The sequence below is a fragment of the Phenylobacterium sp. CCH9-H3 genome (genome assembly GCF_001557235.1).
Lineage (GTDB): Bacteria > Pseudomonadota > Alphaproteobacteria > Caulobacterales > Caulobacteraceae > Phenylobacterium.
Map to the genome: position 1 here is coordinate 1 of NZ_LSJI01000290.1, position 18,051 is coordinate 18,051.

Annotated in this window: 17 protein-coding genes; 11 read left to right on the forward strand and 6 right to left on the reverse strand. The window is 71.3% G+C overall.

All coding sequences use genetic code 11. The annotated features are described in order from the left end of the window. Positions 1 to 34: 34 nt before the first annotated feature. A complete protein-coding gene (locus AX721_RS25600) occupies positions 35 to 442 on the reverse strand; it encodes a hypothetical protein (RefSeq protein ID WP_068878791.1) in 408 nt (135 codons plus the stop codon). A 77-nt stretch (positions 443 to 519) separates the two neighbouring features. On the opposite strand from AX721_RS25600, the gene AX721_RS25605 reads away from it, so the two are divergent. The 5 genes from AX721_RS25605 to AX721_RS25625 all read left to right on the forward strand — a co-directional run bounded on the left by AX721_RS25605 (position 520) and on the right by AX721_RS25625 (position 6,572). Beyond that, positions 520 to 966 (forward strand): helix-turn-helix domain-containing protein, encoded by a 447-nt coding sequence (locus tag AX721_RS25605; RefSeq protein ID WP_068878792.1) that lies wholly within the window; start codon positions 520 to 522, stop codon positions 964 to 966. Next, positions 956 to 1,534, forward strand: coding sequence for a PIN domain-containing protein (locus tag AX721_RS25610; protein ID WP_068878793.1), 579 nt, complete (start codon positions 956 to 958; stop codon positions 1,532 to 1,534). The genes AX721_RS25605 and AX721_RS25610 overlap by 11 nt, the downstream gene beginning before the upstream one ends. A 161-nt stretch (positions 1,535 to 1,695) precedes the next feature. Next, entirely contained in the window at positions 1,696 to 2,889 is a 1,194-nt protein-coding gene (locus tag AX721_RS25615; protein ID WP_068878794.1) for an SIR2 family protein, read from the forward strand. After that, on the forward strand, positions 2,886 to 5,597 hold the full coding sequence (locus AX721_RS25620) for a hypothetical protein (protein WP_068878795.1): 2,712 nt from the start codon (positions 2,886 to 2,888) through the stop codon (positions 5,595 to 5,597). The genes AX721_RS25615 and AX721_RS25620 overlap by 4 nt, the downstream gene beginning before the upstream one ends. Positions 5,598 to 5,726: 129 nt before the next feature. Further along, positions 5,727 to 6,572, forward strand: coding sequence for a hypothetical protein (locus AX721_RS25625; RefSeq protein ID WP_068878796.1), 846 nt, complete (start codon positions 5,727 to 5,729; stop codon positions 6,570 to 6,572). A gap of 275 nt (positions 6,573 to 6,847) precedes the next feature. On the opposite strand, the gene AX721_RS27115 is transcribed toward AX721_RS25625, so the two are convergent. Both AX721_RS27115 and AX721_RS25635 read right to left on the reverse strand, forming a co-directional pair. Continuing rightward, positions 6,848 to 7,096: a hypothetical protein gene (locus AX721_RS27115; protein ID WP_082765777.1), complete on the reverse strand. Its 249-nt coding sequence runs from the start codon at positions 7,094 to 7,096 to the stop codon at positions 6,848 to 6,850. Between the two features lie 193 nt (positions 7,097 to 7,289). After that, positions 7,290 to 8,072 carry a hypothetical protein gene (locus AX721_RS25635; RefSeq protein ID WP_068878798.1) on the reverse strand — a complete coding sequence of 261 codons (783 nt, stop codon included), beginning with the start codon at positions 8,070 to 8,072 and terminating at the stop codon, positions 7,290 to 7,292. 167 nt (positions 8,073 to 8,239) lie between these two features. Between AX721_RS25635 and AX721_RS25640 the strand changes: the two genes are divergently transcribed. Further along, complete coding sequence (locus AX721_RS25640; protein WP_068878799.1) at positions 8,240 to 8,431, forward strand: hypothetical protein; 192 nt, start codon at positions 8,240 to 8,242, stop codon at positions 8,429 to 8,431. A 2-nt stretch (positions 8,432 to 8,433) separates the two neighbouring features. On the opposite strand, the gene AX721_RS25645 is transcribed toward AX721_RS25640, so the two are convergent. Further along, positions 8,434 to 8,658, reverse strand: coding sequence for a hypothetical protein (locus AX721_RS25645; RefSeq protein ID WP_068878800.1), 225 nt, complete (start codon positions 8,656 to 8,658; stop codon positions 8,434 to 8,436). A 112-nt stretch (positions 8,659 to 8,770) separates the two neighbouring features. On the opposite strand from AX721_RS25645, the gene AX721_RS25650 reads away from it, so the two are divergent. The 3 genes from AX721_RS25650 (at position 8,771) to AX721_RS25660 (ending at position 16,313) form a co-directional block, all read left to right on the forward strand. Then, positions 8,771 to 9,775 (forward strand): toprim domain-containing protein, encoded by a 1,005-nt coding sequence (locus tag AX721_RS25650; protein ID WP_082765778.1) that lies wholly within the window; start codon positions 8,771 to 8,773, stop codon positions 9,773 to 9,775. After that, positions 9,753 to 11,795, forward strand: coding sequence for a ParB N-terminal domain-containing protein (locus tag AX721_RS25655; protein ID WP_068878801.1), 2,043 nt, complete (start codon positions 9,753 to 9,755; stop codon positions 11,793 to 11,795). The genes AX721_RS25650 and AX721_RS25655 overlap by 23 nt, the downstream gene beginning before the upstream one ends. A 264-nt stretch (positions 11,796 to 12,059) precedes the next feature. Continuing rightward, on the forward strand, positions 12,060 to 16,313 hold the full coding sequence (locus AX721_RS25660) for a strawberry notch-like NTP hydrolase domain-containing protein (protein ID WP_068878802.1): 4,254 nt from the start codon (positions 12,060 to 12,062) through the stop codon (positions 16,311 to 16,313). Here the strand turns inward: AX721_RS25660 and AX721_RS25665 are convergent. Next, the gene (locus AX721_RS25665; protein WP_068878803.1) at positions 16,310 to 16,624 is read right to left on the reverse strand and encodes a hypothetical protein; all 315 of its coding nucleotides are present in this window, start codon (positions 16,622 to 16,624) and stop codon (positions 16,310 to 16,312) included. The two genes, AX721_RS25660 and AX721_RS25665, sit on opposite strands and share 4 nt — an antisense overlap. 146 nt (positions 16,625 to 16,770) lie before the next feature. Here AX721_RS25665 and AX721_RS25670 point away from each other — a divergent pair, with 146 nt between their 5' ends. Further along, the gene (locus tag AX721_RS25670; RefSeq protein ID WP_068878804.1) at positions 16,771 to 17,118 is read left to right on the forward strand and encodes a single-stranded DNA-binding protein; all 348 of its coding nucleotides are present in this window, start codon (positions 16,771 to 16,773) and stop codon (positions 17,116 to 17,118) included. 28 nt (positions 17,119 to 17,146) lie between these two features. Then, a complete protein-coding gene (locus AX721_RS25675) occupies positions 17,147 to 17,551 on the forward strand; it encodes a single-stranded DNA-binding protein (RefSeq protein WP_068878805.1) in 405 nt (134 codons plus the stop codon). Here the strand turns inward: AX721_RS25675 and AX721_RS25680 are convergent. Continuing rightward, the gene (locus AX721_RS25680; protein WP_068878806.1) at positions 17,548 to 17,835 is read right to left on the reverse strand and encodes a hypothetical protein; all 288 of its coding nucleotides are present in this window, start codon (positions 17,833 to 17,835) and stop codon (positions 17,548 to 17,550) included. The two genes, AX721_RS25675 and AX721_RS25680, sit on opposite strands and share 4 nt — an antisense overlap. Positions 17,836 to 18,051 lie beyond the last annotated feature (216 nt).

The window sequence follows — 18,051 nt, forward strand, 5'->3', positions numbered from 1 at the left end:
TTTTTGCACGCCGATCACCCCACGAAGGGGGTGCCTATTGCACGCCGATCCTCATTCCCAAACGCGCGATCGCGCCGTCCGAGAACGCGGAGAGGAGCTGGGCCATCATGGCCCGAATGTGGGCCGTGCGAGTGGCCAGGTGCGCGACCAGCGGCGCGGCGATCGCGCTGGAGACGACCGTCCCAAGCGTGGCGGACCGGAACGACGCCACATCCTTTTGCAGGTCTTGCTCAAGCTCCGTGATCTCGTCGTCCAGGGTCGGCTGCCCGTCGGCCGAACGGCGCGAGTAGAACCAGTCCTCGACCCCGATGTCGCGAATCCCTACGAGCTTCGGCGTCTCGCCAAGCCGGTGAAGCCAGGCGCGTTCGCCCTCGTCACCTGGATCGGCGAGAAAGCCGCGCTGGAGCAGCCGGGGCACATAGTGTTGGCGCTTGCCTGCCATGAGAGGACTTCGTCGGGAGTCTTTCAGTTATTGCAGTTAGACCTTTGACACCTTATCTTGAGCGCAGGAGTTTTGTCATGACCGCCCACACGCTGCAGTTTGTGTCCTTCTCCGAGCAGGACCGCAGGAAGGTGGACGCCTTGCCGCGCCTAGGCGACACCGACCAGGTCGAAGTCCATGTCCGGACCAAGGCCGGCCAGGAGCGAACGATCGCCCTGCCGCGCGCCGCCGTCTCGCTGATCGGGGCCATCTTCGATTCCCTTGCACGCGGTGAGCGCGTGGCGGTCCTCTCCGAAGAAAAGGAGCTCTCGCCCAACGACGCTGCGGCGATGCTCGGCATCTCCCGGCCGCTCGTGGTGCACCGCATGGACATCGGCGACCTCCCGTTCCGCTACGTTGGCAAACACCGTCGGGCCCGTCTCGTTGACGTCCTCGCCTTGAAAGCCAAGCTCGACGAGCAGCGGAGCGCGCTGAAGGCCTTGGCCGAGGACACCGACGAACTCGCGAGGGGCTATGGCGTCTAGCCCGCTGGTCGCGGTCTACGACGCCTGCGTCCTCTATCCCTTCCAGCTTCGCAATCTGCTCGTGCAGCTTGCGGCCGACCGGCTCGTGGACGCCCGCTGGAGCGACGACATCCACGATGAATGGATCCGCAACCTGCTCAAGAAAGAGCCGCGGCTCACGCGCGAGCGTCTCGAGCGCACCCGCGACCTGATGAACAGCGCCCTACCCAACGCCACGGTGACCGGCTATGCCGCGCGCATCCCGGGCATTTCCCTTCGCGACCCCGACGACCGACATGTGGTCGCCGCCGCCGTTGAAGGTGGAGCTCAGGTGATCGTCACCTGGAACGTGCGGGACTTCCCGGTCGCCGAGCTGAAGAAGCACGGGCTGCGGAAACTGAACCCGGACGCCTTCCTGATGGAGCTTCACGCAGCCCACCCCGACGCGGTGGCGAGCTCCGTCGAGAACGCTCGCCGCAATCTTACCGCCTCGAAGATCGCTGCGGCGGACTACCTGACCGTCCTCGAGCGGCAAAAGCTGAAGCGCTTCACTGCCATCTTGCGAGCGCGCGGATCCCCGGAAAGCTAGGCGACAACGGGCATTGCTGCCACAACGGGCCCCTGGTCATCGGGGTGGGGGACGGATGCCTAACGGGTGCGAACAGGCGGCTGGGGACCTCGGGAGTCCGCTCGCCGCCCTTGCCGGCCAGGCCGGGACCTCGATGTCCCGTATGACCTAGCCACCACGACATGCCTGCCCCGTCTGAACGCTGGATCCGCCTCGGGCCGGACTGCGCGCCAGTTCCGGAGCGGCTGCTGCTCGCGCACGCCCGCGGCCAGGTGCTCCTTATCACCGGCGCAGGCGTTTCCCTGCCTGCCGGACTTCCCGACTTTCGCCAGCTGGTTCTGGACGTCTATCGCCGCCTCGACACCTCCACCTACGCGGCGCTCAGCGCGACCGCCCCCGGCATGCAGGACGAACCGCCAGCCTCGACCCTGCTGCCCCCGCAGCAACGGGCAGAGGTCCTGCGCTACATGCGCGGCGACTACGACGTGGTGCTCGGCATGCTGGAGCGTCGGCTGGAAGGCGATCCCACCGGGCAGAGCATCGTGCGCAACGCGGTGACGGCGCGGCTGCGGGCCGGCGCGCCGCGACCGGCCGCGATCCACCGCGCCATCATGCGCCTGTCGGACCGCGGCGGGGCTGTCGCTGTCGTCACCACCAACTTCGACGATCTGCTGGAGGCCGCAGTTCCGCGACGCGCCCGGCCGCAGACCTACGCCCTCGGCGCGATACCGCGCCCCACGCTGCGCCCCGAGTTCGACGGCGTGTTCCACATCCACGGGGCCCTGGCGGCGCACGCTAACCGCACCTCCGACCTGATCCTGACCGACCAGGACTTCGGCGAGTTCTACCTCCGCCGGCGGGTGGTCCCAGACTTCATCTATGACGCCGCGCGGCTGTTCCACCTAGTTCTCGTCGGCTACAGCGCCAACGACCCGCCTATGCGCTACCTGCTGAACGCGGTGGCGGCCGACGGCGCCCGATTCAGCGACCTCAAGGAGCGGTTCACGTTTTTCGGCGCCCCACCTCCGGCTGATCCCGTTGCGCTCGACGATTGGCGCGGGCGCGGCATCACGCCCATTCCCTACGACCAGGCCGACCAACACGACGAGCTCCGCCGGACGCTGGACCGCTGGGCCGAACTCTCCCCGATCAACGGCGCGCGCGTGACGGTGGACCGGACGCTTCGCCGGATGATCCGCCGTCCCCGCCATGCCGCCACGGAGGCGGACCAAGACCTCTTCGACCACCTTTTCCGGCGAAGCGATCACAACGAGCGGCTTCGGCTCGCCCGGCTGCTCGGCGCGGCCGGCGCCGATCTGGGCTGGCTGGACGCGATCGCAGCCGTGGGTCGCGAGCCTGTGGGCGGCGGGCCATGATCGATCCCCGCTGGCTCGCCTTCGACGGCCGAGAGCGCGACCTGTTCCAGCTGACGGTGGCGTTCCTCGAAGGCCGCATCGCCGAGCCGGAAACCCTCCGCTGGACGCTGGGCTTGGCTGCGCACGAGGGCGTTCGGCGGGCCGCCGCGCTCGAGGCCGTCGACCGCGCCGTCGACGCCGGCCTGGCGGAGCCATGGCGGTCGGCGTGGCGGCTGGTCGAGGAGGCGTGGCGGGAGCCCGCGAGACCGCGCAACGCGGCGCATATGGCCGCGGTGCGCATCCAGGAGCGCCTGAAAGAGGGCGACCTCTCCGGCACGCTCATCGAGGAGATCGTCGACCTCGTGCGGCCGCGGCTGGCGGTCGCCGCGGGCCGGGGCCTCGCGGGCCGTCGGCGGCGCTGGAGACCCCGTCGGCTGACCGACCTCGTCCACGCGTCGCTCACAAGCGGCGCGTTGATCACCCCGGCGGAGGCAGGCCTCGATCGCGTCGGCGACGCCGGGTTCTTGGCCGAGCTCGCCCGTCGGCTCGAGGATGCCGTCCTCAGCGGCTTGGCCGCGGCGCGGCGGTTCGGCTGGGACGGCCGCACGCCCTATGGCCTCGGCCTTCCCGATCGCATTGCGCTCATTCCCGTGTGCCAGGAGAACGCGCGAGACGACGTGGACGAGCACGCCACCGGCCTCGCCCCGGCGCTCAAGCTGCTGCACGCGATCCTGCGCCAAGTGGTGGACCAGCACCCTGCGACGGTAGCCGCCTTCGCCGCGCGCCTGAAGGAAGGCGGCACTCTGGTGGAAGCCCGGCTGTGGGCTGCTTTGGCGGTCGATCGAAGGCTCGCGACCCCCGAAGAGGTGGGCGAGGCGCTGGCGGACGCCGACGAGCGCCGCTTCTGGGGCGTACACACCATCCCCGAGCTCGCGGAGCTTCGCGCCGTGCGGTTCGGCGAACTCACGCCGCCTCGGCAGGCGTGGCTAGTCAGGCGGATCATGCGCGGCCCACCGCGGTCGATCTGGCCCAAGGACGTGGAGGCCGACCGCCTCGCCGAAGCGCGGCGGTACTGGATCGCCCGTGAGCTCCGACGCCTGCAGGTGGCCGGTCACGCGCTGCCGGCCGCGGAGGACGCCTGGCTCGCCGCGCAACTCGCGGAGTTCCAGGACCTGGCGACCAGCACCCGCCTGGACGAGGGGTTTCCCGGAACCTACGAGGCCTTCGACATTCCGCCCCCGGGCGACGACGGCTACGACCTCATCTCGGGCCGGGAACGCCTGGAACGGCTCGAGCAGGCGCTTCGCGCGACGCGCGTGGGCTGGGGCGACGATCCGGCCGACCGCGCGGCGAGTTGGATCGGCGACTCGCGCAACGCCCTGTTGCTCATCGCCGACCTGGAGTCCCGCCCTGCCGGCGCTCGCGACTACCCCGAGGTGTGGGACCGCTTCGGTTGGCGGCATCATCCCGCTGCGGAGCCGGGGGGCGGCCGGAACCTCGACGACGAGGCCCGTCGCGTCGTGGCGCTGCTCCAAGGCGTCGGAGACGCCACGCTGGAAGCCGCGGTCGACGGCCTCAGCGACTGGCTTTCCGACTGGCGTAGCCAGGCCGCGGGCCATCCCCACTTCGCGTCGCTGTGGCGACGCTTGTGGCCTTACGCCGTCGCCAGGACCAACCGCGAGCAGCCGGAGGAGGAGACGCCCCGGCTCGACGTGATCGTGCGGGGCGGGGCCGACGCCGAACCGCGAGACCTCGACACCTACAACACGGCGGCCGGAAAGATGGTCGGAGCCTTCCTCGCGCTGTGTCCGAACCTGACCGAGGTGGACCAAGCCTTCCCGCCCGACGCGCCGCAGACCGAGCTGCGGGAGCTTCTGGTCGCGGAAACCGGCCGCGCGGGCCTAGTGGTGAAGCACCGGCTTGCCGAGCATCTCTCATACTTCATGAAGGCGGACGCGGCTTGGACGCGCGCCAGCCTCCTCCCCCCCCTGACCGACGAGGGTGAGGACGCCCTGGCCCTCTGGAACGCCGTCGCGCGCCGTGCCCTCTCTCCAGGCGTGCTCGAATTTCTCGCACCGTTCATGCTTCAGCGCGCCGTCGATCCGCGCCTCGGCCGCGAGACGCGGCAGCGGCTAGCGTTCCGGCTGGTGGTCGATTGCCTACACGCCTTGCGGGAACGCCGGGAGCCCTGGGCGCCGCGCCCGGAACTCCAGCACATGCTCCGTTCCCTGGACGAGGAGGTCCGCGCCCACGCCGCGGAGGCGCCGCAACGCTTCCTGCGCGATGTGGCGCAACCTGGCGGGCCGACGCCGGAGGCTCTGTTCGACGACGCGGTCGCGCCGTTCCTCGCCGAGATCTGGCCGCAGGAGCGCTCTCTCTCCACCCCAGGTGTCAGCCGCGCGTTCGCCGATCTGCCGGCCACAGCCGGCGACCGGTTCGCGGCCGCCGTGGACGCCGTGGAGCGCTTCCTGGTCCCCTTCGACTGCTGGTCGCTGATCGACTATGGCCTGTACGGTGCCGACGAGATGCAGACGCCGCGGCTGGCGATGATCGACACGCCAGCGAAGGCCGAGGCTCTGCTTCGGCTGCTCGACCGCACGGTGGGCGCCAGCCCGGGCGCGGTCGTCCCCCATGGCCTCTCTTCGGCGCTCCAGCAGATCCGCGCGGTCGCGCCCAAGCTTGCCGAGCGGCCCGACTTCCGTCGCCTTGCGACGGCTGCCCGGCTCTGAGGCCGCTGGTTCTCGCCGATAGGCGAGCTACAGTCCAAGCCCGGCGATGAACCAGCGAAGGTTCACGCCCGGCAGTATTCGGTCTCAATCCGGAGCGACGGTTGCATCCGTGCTAGCCTAAATCCCGCCATGGCCGAATACGACTGGGATGCTCTCTCGCAAGCCGAGGGAGACTTCATGCAGCAGGTGCTCGCTGAAATGGACGGCGCCGCGTGGGCGCGCCCACTGGTCGAAGCGCTGGAGAAAGCCGGCGGCATTTGCCGTGAGAACAAGTCCTTCCTATTCGAGCTGCGCTTCGCGCGTGCGCTCATGCTGGCGGGGCTCGAACCTGCATACGAAGTCCAGGGCGAAGGACTGTCTACCATCGACTTCGGCGTCACCTGCCAAGGTCAAGCATGGCGCATTGAACTGCTCCGCCTCGCCGAAACAAAGGCAGCGATTGCCGCCACCAGGGAGGAAAACGACGAGAAGGGAGCGGTATGGTCAGAGCGCGTCCTCTCAAGCCATGCGGACGATATGAGGCAATCGACTGAGGGAGAGACGCTGAAGGCGATCGAGCGCATCTGTCAGAAGTGCGAGCGCAACGGCGCGCCGCACAAATTCCCGATACCCGATGGCGCCTACAACGTCCTGCTCGTCGACGTCCGAACGTTCCTCCACGGAGGCGACGTGCACGATCGCCTTCACATCGCTCTCGGCGCCGACCACGTTGCTCAGCAGTGGCGCCTGGCGTGGGAAGGAAAGCCGATCACTGGCGTCTTCGACTCCGCGACGACTCTCAAGGGCGCGAAAGAGGCCCGCGAGCGGTTGCATTTCGTCGGCTTCGTGAACGAAACGAAGTTTGGCCCGGGCTCAATGGCGGATGCGACCCAACTCGTCGCAAATCCCCACCTGTTCGAGACTGCGGAAGACGCCAAGGCCGCAGTGGCGGCCTGGCCATTGCCAAAGGTCGAGATTTTGAACTTGAAGCTCTGATTGGGACACTTGGCGCAGTGCTGAAGCCGATGGGCTCGGTTGCCTTGGTGCACGGCCCAAGCCGCGCTGGAAGCAGACCTTTTGAACGTCGCCTCAGAGTCAAACCGCGTCACTACGCGGAGCCGGCAGGGCGAGACGTCGGTCGTGCTCATACTTGGCGGTGTCGCTCTGGAGGGTCAGCGTCTTCCAGCGCCTGAGCGTCACGGTCGATTGGGCGCCGCTGAGGCGCGATCCCCAGCGCCTGGACGCCACCCCCGCCGAGGCTTGTGATTTCTCTAGCGGCGGCTTTTGCCGGGGCGTTGCGTCAAGGCCGATCCCGCTGCGCTCTTGGCCGCTTTCGAAGCAGTTGGGCTCGACAGGACCTTCGCGGCCTTGGACGCGGCCGCCTTGCTGGTGACTTCCGTGCTGCCCCGCTGGGTCAGCGCCGAGCCGGCAGCGCTCTTCGCCGCCGGGGTGGATTTGGGGTTGCTCAACGCCTTCGCGGCAGCGGTAGCTGCTTTCCGACTGGTCTTCTCGTTGGCCATGTTCGCCCTCCCGGCCGGGACCAAAGCCAGAACATGGTGAGGCTTGCTCGGCGTCGCAAGCGTTGCGCCGCTGGCGCGGGAGGAGACCCGCTGCGTCAGGACCGAAGCCGCCGCGGACTTGGCCGATTTCGAGGCTTTCGGGCTGCTCAGCACGCGCCCGGCGGCGCTCTTGAGCCCGGCGGAAGGACTCTTGCTAACCTCCAGGACGGAACGCTGGCTCGACACCTCGGCCACGCGCTTCGACTGCTGCTTGAGCCAAGCGACCCTGGATGGCGTCAAGGGACGGCTCACGACCAAGGATTTGCCCCTCGACGTCGGTGAGGCACTCGAGCCCGTGGCCAAGCTGCTCCTGCCAGAACTGTTCGAGGGCTTCCCCATGCTTTTCCCTTAGCACGGCCAGGGTTTCAGGTCTGAGCGCAATCTGGTGTGCGTCGCGGCTCTGCGTAAGGGTGGTCATCGCAAGCACGTGGCCGCCATTCTGTTCGACATAGCCCTTCAGGTTCGCCAGCGTCCCGCCGACGCCGACGTGGTCATCGACCAGGACGTACTGGGCGCCGGGCTGAACCACGCCCTCGAACGTCGCCGGCGTCACGAGGCGATTGAACGCCGGCGCCCGGGTGTGGCCGACCGTGTTGCTCTGCACGATCTCGCCGACGCTCACCGGGAGGTCGAGTTCGCGGGACAGCACCTGGGCCATCGCATCAGGAATAGCGTTGAAGCCCGTCGTTTCTTCAGCCGTGATCGGCAGGAGGATGGCGGGCCGTCCCGCCAATATGGCCTGCAAGGCCTCAGCGCCCGCGTCGGAGAGCAGGTCCACCGCCAGGGTCAGGGCCGCCTCCGCGTCCCCCGCCTTCGCCGCGCGATACTCGGGGTGGTGGTCGCGCAAGGCGGTCTGCGTGTGCACGACGACCGCCGGGAAGCCGGCGGGCCAGGGTGTCCGTGGCGGGAGGAGAAGCGCCGGTGCGGCGACGGGCATGCAAACTGCTCATACGGGGCTTCGAGACGAGCCCGGGGTCGCCGTCAGGCCTAAAGCACAGGGCTCCCGCGTCAACTCAGCCGGGCGCTTGCACCCGCGGCGCGGCGGCTTCTATGTGCTCAGGGACCGCAGGGTTGGTCGCGACGCTGTCGAGGATCTTGTGCCGAATGCCCATCCCGCAGCCCATTGACCCTCGCCTCCTGGCCGCCGAGATCGACGCCAGCGTGGCGGAGTTCAACCGGCTCGTGGCGCTGGCCTGCGCCCATCACATCGGCGTCGTCGCCGAACTCAAGGTCCAGGTCCAGGGCGATGGTCCGGATCGTCCTGTGCTGGCCGTGCAGGTGATCGCCCCGCTCTGAGCTCAATGCACCTTCAGGTCGCGAGGCTTGCCCAGGCGGATCTCGAGCTCCCGTCGCAGGGCCTCGACCTCGGCGTCCAGGCGGCGGAGCGTCTCGGCGTCGGCCGTCCGCGCCGCCGTGAGCAGCGCCAGGCAGCGATCGACGATCTCGCGCGCGGCCGGATTGCCGCGGACCTGCACGCGCAGGTCGACGAAGTAGAGCAGCGCCTGGTCGAGCGACATCGTCATGCGCCTCCATGGAACAGCGATCCCTGGCTCGCAAGTTGGTTCGACGCGACCCGGCTGTCGGAGGTCGGAGGGAGGGCGGCGCCGGCGGACGTTGCTGTAAGGGAGGCTCACGATGTCGGCACGATCGCGGGGCGCGTCCAGCCTGCTGCCCCTGGCCCGCGCTTTCGGCGGCGACGTCTACGCCGGCGGGCGCCGGGCGCTGCTGCCAGCGCCCGGCCACAGCGCTGCCGACCGCTCCGTCTCCCTGTGGCTGCGCGCGGGGCGCGTCGTCGTGCACAGCTTCGGCGCGGGCGACTGGCGCGAGGTGCTGGACGACCTGCGTGCGCGGGGCTGGATCGACGCCGAGAACCGGTTGCGGGACAGCGGCGGGGTCGCGGGGAGGGCTGGCCGGGACGACGCCGTGGAGGCGACGCGCGCGGAGCGGGTCGCCGCCGCCCGGCGCCTCTGGGACGGCGGCGGGCCGCTGGCGTCAGGCGCGGCAGCGGCGATCTACCTGGCCCGCCGGGGCGTCGATGCCGGCCTGGCCGACGCCGGGGCGTTGCGGGCGCATGCCGCCGCGCCCGCCGCCGTCTACCGAGGGTTCGGGCCCTACCGGCCGGCCCTGCTGGCGGCGGTGCGCACCGACCTGGGCAAGCTCACCGCCGTCGAGGTGACTTATCTCGACTCGGAGGGACGCCGCAGCAAATCGGCGCGCCCGCCGCGCAAGGTGGTGGGCGTGCTGCCGGCGGGCTGTGCGGTGCGGCTGGCGCGCGTCGGCGAGGCGATGGTGGTCGGCGAAGGGGTGCCCACCACGCTCTCGGCCATGCGCCGGTTCGGGCTGCCGGGCTGGGCGCTGTTGTCGACCAGCAACCTGCGGCGCTGGATCGCGCCGGCCGGGGTCCGGCGCGTGGTGGTCGCCGGCGACCGTGGGACGGACGGCGAGCGGTCCGCCGCAATGCTTGTGGCGCGGCTGCGGGCGGCCGGGTGCGGAGCCGAGCTCGCCCTGCCGCCGGAGGGGTTCGGGGACTGGAACGACGCCGAGGGGATGGAGGAAGGGACGGACGGGGCGCCCGGCGCGGCGGGGAGGTCCCGACCGGCCGGGCGGGAGCCTCTCGATGCGCAAGACCCCTGTCCCTGAACCCATCGCCGAACGCCTGCCCAGGACGTTCGCGCTGCGCGACGTGGCGATCGCGCCCGAGAACATGCGCTTCGGCGAAGCGCCGGACGACGAAATCCCTGAGCTGGCGGAGACGATCTTCGCCGCCGGCGTGCTGCAGCCGCTGACCGTGCGGCCCGGCCGGGGCAAGACGGAGAAGCCCGGGATGGCGCTGGACGGCCGCCGCCGCTGGCTGGCGCTGCAGCGGCTTCTGGACGCCGGGCGGATCACCGACGCCTATCCGGTGCCGGCGTTTGTCGAGACCGATCCGGCCCGGCAGGCCGCCGCCATCGTGCTCACCAACAAGCACGTGCCCGTCCATCCGGCCGATGTGATCGTGGCGATCGGCAAGATGCTGAAGGCCAAGCTGGCCTTCGCGGCGATCGCCGGGGCGCTGGGGTTCGCAGAGCTTGAGGTGCGCCGGCTGGCGGCGCTGGCGGACCTGCACCCCAAGGCCCTCGAGGCGCTTCGCGCCGGTCGCCTGAACCTGCGCCAGGCCCGCCTCCTGGCCCGGCTGCCCGACCGCAAGGAGCAGGGCGAGATCGCCGAGGCGGCCCTGAACGGCATGGGCTTCCAGGAGTGGCGGATCACCGACCGGCTCGACGCCGGCCAGGTGACCACCCGCGACCGGCGCTTCCGCCTCGTCGGCCCCGATCGCTACGCGGGCGCCGGCGGGCGCATCAAGAGCGACCTCTTCGGGGAGCGGCCCGACGTGGTGCTGGACCCCGAAATCCTGCAGTCGGCTTGGATCGCGCGCGCCGAGGAGCTGTCGCGTGACCTCGGCGTCGAGGTGCGGGTCTCGGTGGCGTGCCCGGAGATCGACGACGCCGAGCTCGAGCCGTTCGGGACCAAATACGGAATGGGCCTGGACAGCGACGGCCTCGCGGCCTGGGAAGCGCGGCAGAACGCCGAGCACGAGGCCGGCCGCGCCCTGGCGGAGGTCGACTGGGCGTCGGACGACGCGGAACCGCTGCTGGCGGCCGTCCTGGCGGCGAAGCTCGCCGCCGACGTGGCCAGCGAGCCGCCGCGCGAGGTAATCTTCGTGCAGGTCTTCTCCGACACCGCCACCGGGCTGAGCCTGCGCGCCTACGGGCCGCCAGCGCCGTTCGTCGAAGAGGACGACGAGGCGGAGACCGTCGAGGGCGACGACGCCCCGCTCGGCGCAGGCGCCGTCCCGTCGCGGCGCGAGATCCCGGCGGTGATCGCAACGCCGGTGGCGGTCGCCCCGCGTCCCGAACTCGACGGGGTCGGCCATGCCCTGCACGAGGTGCGTACGGACACCGCCACACGCGCGCTGATCCGCGCGCTCGCCGACGATCCTGGCGCGGCGCTCACCGCGGTGGTGGCGCGGCTGTTCGGCGTGGTGGTGCTGCACCAGGGCCGGGGCCGCGGCGGCGGGGCGCTCGCCTTGGACGCCGAGGCCTACAGCCGCCGTGGCGTGTCGCCGATCGAGGCGCTTGACGGGGACGTGCGCCGGCGGCTCGCGGACTGGCGCGCGGCGTGGGAGGCCTCGGAGCTGTCGCCCATCGCCTGGGTGGCGTCGCTGCCCCACGGGGAGAAGATGGCGCTGCTCGCCGAGGTCGTGGCCTTGAGCCTGGACCTGCGGGAAGAACGCACGACCCAGGTGCGTCGCGCCGCCCGGGCCGAGGCGGTGGAGATCGCCGCGATCTGCCAGGCCGACGTCACCCTGCACTGGACGCCGGACGAGACCTTCCTGGGCGCCCACCCCAAGGCCAAGCTCCTCGACATGCTGGACGCCATGGGCGCGGGCGAGACGCGCGCCGGCGCGGCCAAGAAGGACGAGCTGGTCTCGCTGGTCGCCGAGCGGGCCGCCGAGCGGGGCTGGGCGCCGGCGTATCTCTCCTGGGCCGCCGAGCCGCCGGATGAGACAGATGACGAGGAGACGGGCGACGAGGAGACGGACGAGCCCGACGGCACTGAGACGGACGCGGCCGAGACGGACCACGCGTCGGACGACGAGGCGACGGCGGTCGCCGCCTGATCCTTGAGACCCGGCGGCGCATGCCCGTCGCGAATGCCCCGGCGCTGGCGTCCTGGAGCGGACGCCGCCGGGGCGTGGGCACGATTGGACGCTCACGCCGCCTGCGGGCGGCAGATCCCTCCGCGGTGCGCCCGCCGGTTGACGGCGCTGTTCCGGTCGCTCCGGGACGGCGCCGTCGTTCTGGGAAGAGGAGGCAGGGCGACCCGGGGCGAGCCCGGCGGACGGGAAGGCGTCGGGTCGGCCGCGCCGGGCGGGAGCCCCGCCATGAACGCCGCCCCGCCCCTCTTCGCCGAGACCTCCGCCCATGACCGGTCCGCCAACCTGCTGGCCGCGGCCCGCGCGCTCGCCCCCCACCTCTTCCGCGGCCGGCCGCTGGAGCGCCGGGTGGTCTCTGCTGTGCTCACCACCGCCTTCGGAGCGACGGACGCCGAGGGCGCCTGGGACTGGCGCGACGCCTACGACGCCATCGAGGCGGCGATGGTGCTGCAGGTGCGCCGGATCGGGCCGCAGGTCGCCCGGCTCGAGGACGCTCCGGCCGAGATCGTGGGCGCGCTTGCCGACCTGAGCGCGCTGGGCCTCACCCATTCGCGCCGCTCGGAACAGCAACTGGCGCTGGACCAGTTCTCGACGCCCGCGCCGCTGGCGGCCCTCGTGGTGCTGGCCGCCCAGGTGCGGCCCGGCGATCGCGTGCTGGAGCCGTCGGCCGGTGTCGGCATGCTGGCGGCGCTGGCCGAAGGCTGCGGCGCGTCGCTGGCGCTGAACGAGCTCAGCGACCGGCGCGCCGGCCTGCTGGACGGGCTGTTCGGCGGCGCCACGCGGACGCGTCTGGACGCTGCGCATCTGGGCGACCTGCTGCCGGACGCAGGCCAGTTCCACGCCGTCGTCATGAACCCGCCCTTCGCGGGGCTGGGCTCGCATCTCGTGGCTGGACTGCAGTGCCTGGCGGATGGTGGACGGTTGGCGGCGATCGTGCCGGCCTCGGCCTTGGGCGACGCTGGGCTCCGCGGCCTGCTCGGCCGCTGGGGGCGCGTGGTGGGCGCGGTGACGCTGCCGGCGGGCGCCTTCCTGAAACACGGGACAAGCGTCGACACGGGCCTTCTCGTGCTGGATCGCGGCGACGGGGTCGGCGCTGTGGCGGTCGGCGTCGCGGCTGATCTGGCCGCGGCCGCGGCCTGGGCGGCGGCGCTGCCGGCACGGCCGACCGCGCAGTCGCGCGTGGCGCGGGCAGCGCCCGTGGCGCTCTCGATTCGCGCGCGAGGTCCGGGCGGTCCGGCCGTGGCGTTGCGGTTCCTGGAGGGCGCCTCGCCGCTGGCCTACGCCCTCTGCGACTGGTCGGGCGAGGGCCGCGACGTGGGGCTCTATCAGGCCTGGCGGCCGGGGCGGATCACGTTTGCGACGGCTCGGCCGCATCCGACGCCCTTGGTGGAGTCCGGGGCGATGGCGTCCGTCGCGCCCCCGGCGCCGAGCTACCGGCCGCTGCTGCCCACGGGCCTGCAGGACGAAGGCCGGCTCTCGGACGCCCAGGCCGAGACCGTGGTCTATGCCGGGGAGGCGCATGCCGCGCTGCTCCCGGGTCGCTGGACACTTGGCGAGGCGGCCCATGAGCTGCGGCTCGCGCGGGAGGAAGAACCGGACGCGTTCTCGCTGCGCAGAGGCATGTTCCTGGGCGACGGCACCGGCGCCGGCAAGGGCCGGCAGGTGGCCGCCGTGATCGCCGACAACATGGCCCAGGGCCGCGTGCGCGCGCTCTGGCTGTCGCGCAACGAGGCGCTGCTCGAGGACGCGCAGCGCGACTGGAAGGCAATCGGCGGCTCGGTCCACGACGTGGTGGCGCAGGCGCGCTGGAAGCAGGGTGAGGCGATCCGGCTGGACCGCGGGGTCCTGTTCTCGACCTACGCCACCTTGCGCCAGCCGGCGCGGGGCGGCCGGCCCTCGCGGCTCGAACAGATCGTCACCTGGCTGGGCGCCGACTTCGACGGCGCGATCGTTTTCGATGAGGCGCACGCCATGGGCGGGGCGGCCGGCGGCACGGGCGCGCGCGGGCCGAAGAAGGCCTCCTTGCAGGGGCTCGCCGGACTGGCGCTGCAGAACCGGTTGCCGAACGCGCGGGTGTTCTACGTGTCCGCCACCGGCGCCACTGAGCCCGCCAACCTGGCCTATGCCTCGCGCCTGGGACTGTGGGGCGGGCCGGAAGCGCCGTTCGCGACGCGGGCCGATTTCCTGGACGCGGCCGAGGCCGGCGGCATCGCCTTCATGGAGCTGGTGGCCCGCGAGCTGAAGGCCATGGGCCTCTACGTGGCGCGCAGCCTGTCGTTCGAGGGCGTCGAGTACGAGCCGCTCGAACACCCCCTCACCTCGGACGACGTGGCGATCTGGGATGCCTGGGCCGACGCCTTCCAGGTGATCCACGCGAACCTCGGCGAGGCGCTGAAGGCGGTGGGCGTCGTGGACAACGAGGGCAAGGTGCAGAGCGGCCAGGCGATGAGCGCGCTGCGCTCGGCCTTCGAGAGCGCCAAGCTGCGCTTCTTCGGCCACCTGCTGGCGGGGCTGAAGGCCCCCAGCCTGATCGCCTCCATCCGCAAGGATCTGGCCGGCGAACGATCCGCTGTCGTGCAGATCGTCTCGACCAACGAGGCGGTGATGAACCGCCGCCTGGCGGACATCCCCCCGGAGGAATGGACCAACCTGTCGGTCGACCTGACGCCGAAGGAGTATGTCCTCGACTACCTTCGCGGCGCCTTTCCCACCGCGTTGATGGAGACCATCGAGGGCGAGGACGGTGAGGTGACGCTCGTCCCCGTCGTGAACGAGGGTCGCCCGGTGCACAGCCAGGAGGCGCTGCGGCTGCGCGACGAGACGATCGCGGGCCTGGCGTCGCTGCCGGCGGTCCCCGGCGTGCTTGATGCGCTGCTCAACGCCTTCGGGACCGGCGCAGTCGCCGAGATCACCGGCCGCTCGAAGCGTGTGGTGACGCACGAGGGCCGTCGCGTCGTGGAGCGGCGCGGGCCTTCGGCGGCCAAGGCCGAGACCGACGCCTTCATGGACGGGCGCAAGCGCGTGCTGGTGTTCTCCGACGCCGGCGGCACGGGACGCAGCTATCACGCCGCGCTCGACGCGGTGAACCGCGAGCGCCGCGTGCACTACCTGGTCGAGCCAGGCTGGCGCGCGGACGCTGCCATCCAGGGACTGGGACGCACGCATCGCACGCATCAGGCCTCGGCCCCGTTGTTCCGGCCGGCGACCAACGACATCGTGGGCGAGAAGCGGTTCCTCTCGACGATCGCGCGGCGGCTGGACTCGTTGGGCGCCCTGACGCGGGGCGAGCGCCGCGTGGCCGGCGCCGGCCTCTTCCGCGCCGAGGACAATCTGGAGAGTCCGTGGGCGCGGCGCGCGCTGCTGGTGCTCTACCGGGCGCTGGCCTTCGGGGAGATCGGCAGCATGTCGCTGGCCGACTTCCAGGCCAAGACCGGCCTGTCGTTGCTGGACAGCGAAGGCCTCCTGAAGGGTCACGAGGACCTGCCGCCCATCACCACCTTCCTGAACCGGCTGCTGGCGCTGCGGATCGCCGACCAGAACGCCCTATTCGCGGACTACGAGAAGATCCTGGCCGGCATCGTCGAGCGCGCCGCCGCGGCCGGCGAACTCGACCACGGCGTCGAGGATATCGTCGCGGAGGACCTCCAGGTCGTGTCCGAAGAAACCGTTCGGACGGATGCGGCCACGGGCGCGAAGACGCAGCTCGTGGGGTTTGCCTTGCGGACGCGACGCGACCTGCTCTCTGCAGATGAGGCTTTGGCGATGGCCGCGCAGCTCGGCGAGGCGGCGGTGCTGGCCGTCAATGGGCGCTCTGGGCGCGCCGCCCTGGTGGAGGTCGGTCTCACGACGACGGATGACGAGGACCGCCTGCTGCCGGCGGTCCGTCTGCGGCGGCCTGACGGCAAGTCGCTGGAGACCGCCAAGGCCTTCGAGGAGTCGGCCTGGGCCCCGGCCGAGCCAGCGGCGTGGCGTGCCGTCTGGGACGCCGAGGTCGCCGCGACCGACCCCTGGCGCGTGCGCGAGATCACGCTGGCCACGGGACTGCTGCTGCCCGTGTGGGCCCGCCTGCCGGCGAAGGGCGCCCAGGTGCGGCGCGTGAAGGCGCCGGACGGACGGCGCTGGCTTGGACGGGTGCTCGACCCCTCGCAGGTCGCCGCCCTGAAGGCGGCTTTGGGTGTGACGTCCCTGGCCGAAGCCTGGGCGGACGGGGGGCTGGTGTTGCGCGAGGTGCTTGAGCGCAACGTTCAACTGGGCCTCGCCGGCGGGCTGTGGCTGCGCCGCGCGCGGGTCATGGGCCGCTGGCGGCTGGAGGTGGTCGGCGGCGCAGGCGACCGCGCCGCGCTGGTGGCGCTCGGCTGCTTCACTGAGATCATCGCCTACACCCTGCGGGTCTTCGTGCCCGTCGATCGTCCCGAGGTCGCGGCTGCTGTCATTGGCCGCCACGCCGTGGTGCAGGCACTTGAGCCAGGCGCCGGCGGCTAGTCGAGGTCGCCAGCCTCGGCGGCGGGGGACACGCCGGCCACGATGTCGGCGTGTTCCGCTTCGCGGGTGGCGCGCGCCACGTTCAGCCGGACGAACAGCTTGGCGCTGCGGTTCGCCTTCAGCGTCTCGGAGACGACGGGGGCGGCGAGGGAGAGGCTTCGCGCAGCACCGCAGAACAGCACCTTCAGCCGCCCGGTCTGGCCGGTGGCCACCACCAGGTTGCCGGCCGTGGGCGGGAGCTCGGCAGGGGCGGTCCGCCGGAACCGGTAGTGGGCGCCTGAAGCGCCCGGAACATCGACGAAATCGCTCATCGGCCCGGACTTACCAACCGATCCGCGGCCACGCCAAGGCCGGAAGTTGGCCGGCAGGAGGCCGGCAGGGGTCGGAGGGAGGGCTTCGCGGGGTGAAGCGGGCTGGACGATGGGTCTCGCCGCTTCGATGTAGCGAGGAGACTGTCATGCAGAACGTGGTGTTTGTCGGCCGGCTGTCGGCCGATCCCCAGGTGACCGACGACTTCGGAAAGGCGGTGTTCCGCCTGCTGGAGAACCGGGGCCGCAACGCGAGCGGCGAGCCGCGGGTGGTCGGCGTGAACTGCGTGAGCTGGGCCAAGGGGCTCAACGAACGCGTCATCGCCCAGGGCCTCGCCAGCGGCTGCGAGGTCGTGGTGATCGGCGCCTTCGTGGACAACCTCTACGAGACCCGAGAGGGCGGCGAACGCGCCGCCAAGGAGCTGGTCGTCCGCTCCCTCACCGTCCTCGACTGGGCGTCGGACCGCGAGGCCGCCGCCGAGCGCCAAGCCGCCTGACCCCCAACCCGAACCAAGGAGACTGACCATGCAGAGCGTGATCATCGAAGGCTACCTGGCCGCCGATCCTTCCATCCTGTCGGCCCAGGGCAGCGGCAAGAAGCGCGCCGCCTTCCGCGTGCTGGAGACCCAGCGCTTCCGGCGGGGGGACGGCCAGACCGGAGAGCGCACGACGGGCTTCAACTGCGTGTGCTTCAACGAGAAGACGGCTGAGGATTACATCGCCGCCTACGCCCAGAAGGGGGCTCGGGTGGTGGTGAGCGGCCACGTGGAGAACGACACCTGGACCGGTCGCGACGGCACCAAGCACTACGACCTGCGTCTCGTCGTGGAGAACCTGCGGATCAAGGCGAAGGGCCCAGGCCCGGAGCCGGCGTCGCAGCCTGAGGGGGCCGCCCTGCCCGCCGATCTCGACGACGAGATCCCGTTCTAGAGGCGCGCCTTCCGCGAAGTGGCCCCGCCGGCGATGCCGGCGGGGCTATTCTCATGCGGTGGGTTGGGTTCGCGGCGCAGCGGGGGTTCGAGCGCCGGGTCGATCCGACGTCGCGTGGCGACCTGGCGTTCTGCGCACCAGACCACCACGAACTCTGCGGAGGGATGCTGGTCGAGCACGCGCAGGCAGAACGCGGTGGCTGCCGCGTCGTCTTCCGGTTCATGCGCCTCGAAGGACAGCGAGGTCTGGTCGAGCTGGCAGGGGTAGAAGGTGTAGAGCGCCATGCCCGATCTCACATGCACAAGGATCGTGTCGGGGATCGCGGCCAGACCCTAGGGCATGCGCCACCCGCGAGACGTGGAGTCTCGCAGCAACGTCTTGGGGGCGTGCCCCGGCCGGAGGGCCGGGTCGGGCTCTAGTCGCCTGCGGCTCCCGGAGCCCCGTGCCGGGTCTCCGCCCATTCGGGTGACATGGGGTAACAGCGGCTCGGGCCCGGCGGT

Excerpts from the sequence above, each read along its gene's own strand:
- AX721_RS25600 (WP_068878791.1), bottom strand. The coding sequence starts at position 442 with ATGGCAGGCAAGCGCCAACACTATGTGCCCCGGCTGCTCCAGCGCGGC.
- AX721_RS25605 (WP_068878792.1), top strand. The coding sequence starts at position 520 with ATGACCGCCCACACGCTGCAGTTTGTGTCCTTCTCCGAGCAGGACCGC.
- AX721_RS25610 (WP_068878793.1), top strand. The coding sequence starts at position 956 with ATGGCGTCTAGCCCGCTGGTCGCGGTCTACGACGCCTGCGTCCTCTAT.
- AX721_RS25615 (WP_068878794.1), top strand. The coding sequence starts at position 1,696 with ATGCCTGCCCCGTCTGAACGCTGGATCCGCCTCGGGCCGGACTGCGCG.
- AX721_RS25620 (WP_068878795.1), top strand. The coding sequence starts at position 2,886 with ATGATCGATCCCCGCTGGCTCGCCTTCGACGGCCGAGAGCGCGACCTG.
- AX721_RS25625 (WP_068878796.1), top strand. The coding sequence starts at position 5,727 with ATGGCCGAATACGACTGGGATGCTCTCTCGCAAGCCGAGGGAGACTTC.
- AX721_RS27115 (WP_082765777.1), bottom strand. The coding sequence starts at position 7,096 with ATGGCCAACGAGAAGACCAGTCGGAAAGCAGCTACCGCTGCCGCGAAG.
- AX721_RS25635 (WP_068878798.1), bottom strand. The coding sequence starts at position 8,072 with ATGCCCGTCGCCGCACCGGCGCTTCTCCTCCCGCCACGGACACCCTGG.
- AX721_RS25640 (WP_068878799.1), top strand. The coding sequence starts at position 8,240 with ATGCCCATCCCGCAGCCCATTGACCCTCGCCTCCTGGCCGCCGAGATC.
- AX721_RS25645 (WP_068878800.1), bottom strand. The coding sequence starts at position 8,658 with ATGACGATGTCGCTCGACCAGGCGCTGCTCTACTTCGTCGACCTGCGC.
- AX721_RS25650 (WP_082765778.1), top strand. The coding sequence starts at position 8,771 with ATGTCGGCACGATCGCGGGGCGCGTCCAGCCTGCTGCCCCTGGCCCGC.
- AX721_RS25655 (WP_068878801.1), top strand. The coding sequence starts at position 9,753 with ATGCGCAAGACCCCTGTCCCTGAACCCATCGCCGAACGCCTGCCCAGG.
- AX721_RS25660 (WP_068878802.1), top strand. The coding sequence starts at position 12,060 with ATGAACGCCGCCCCGCCCCTCTTCGCCGAGACCTCCGCCCATGACCGG.
- AX721_RS25665 (WP_068878803.1), bottom strand. The coding sequence starts at position 16,624 with ATGAGCGATTTCGTCGATGTTCCGGGCGCTTCAGGCGCCCACTACCGG.
- AX721_RS25670 (WP_068878804.1), top strand. The coding sequence starts at position 16,771 with ATGCAGAACGTGGTGTTTGTCGGCCGGCTGTCGGCCGATCCCCAGGTG.
- AX721_RS25675 (WP_068878805.1), top strand. The coding sequence starts at position 17,147 with ATGCAGAGCGTGATCATCGAAGGCTACCTGGCCGCCGATCCTTCCATC.
- AX721_RS25680 (WP_068878806.1), bottom strand. The coding sequence starts at position 17,835 with ATGGCGCTCTACACCTTCTACCCCTGCCAGCTCGACCAGACCTCGCTG.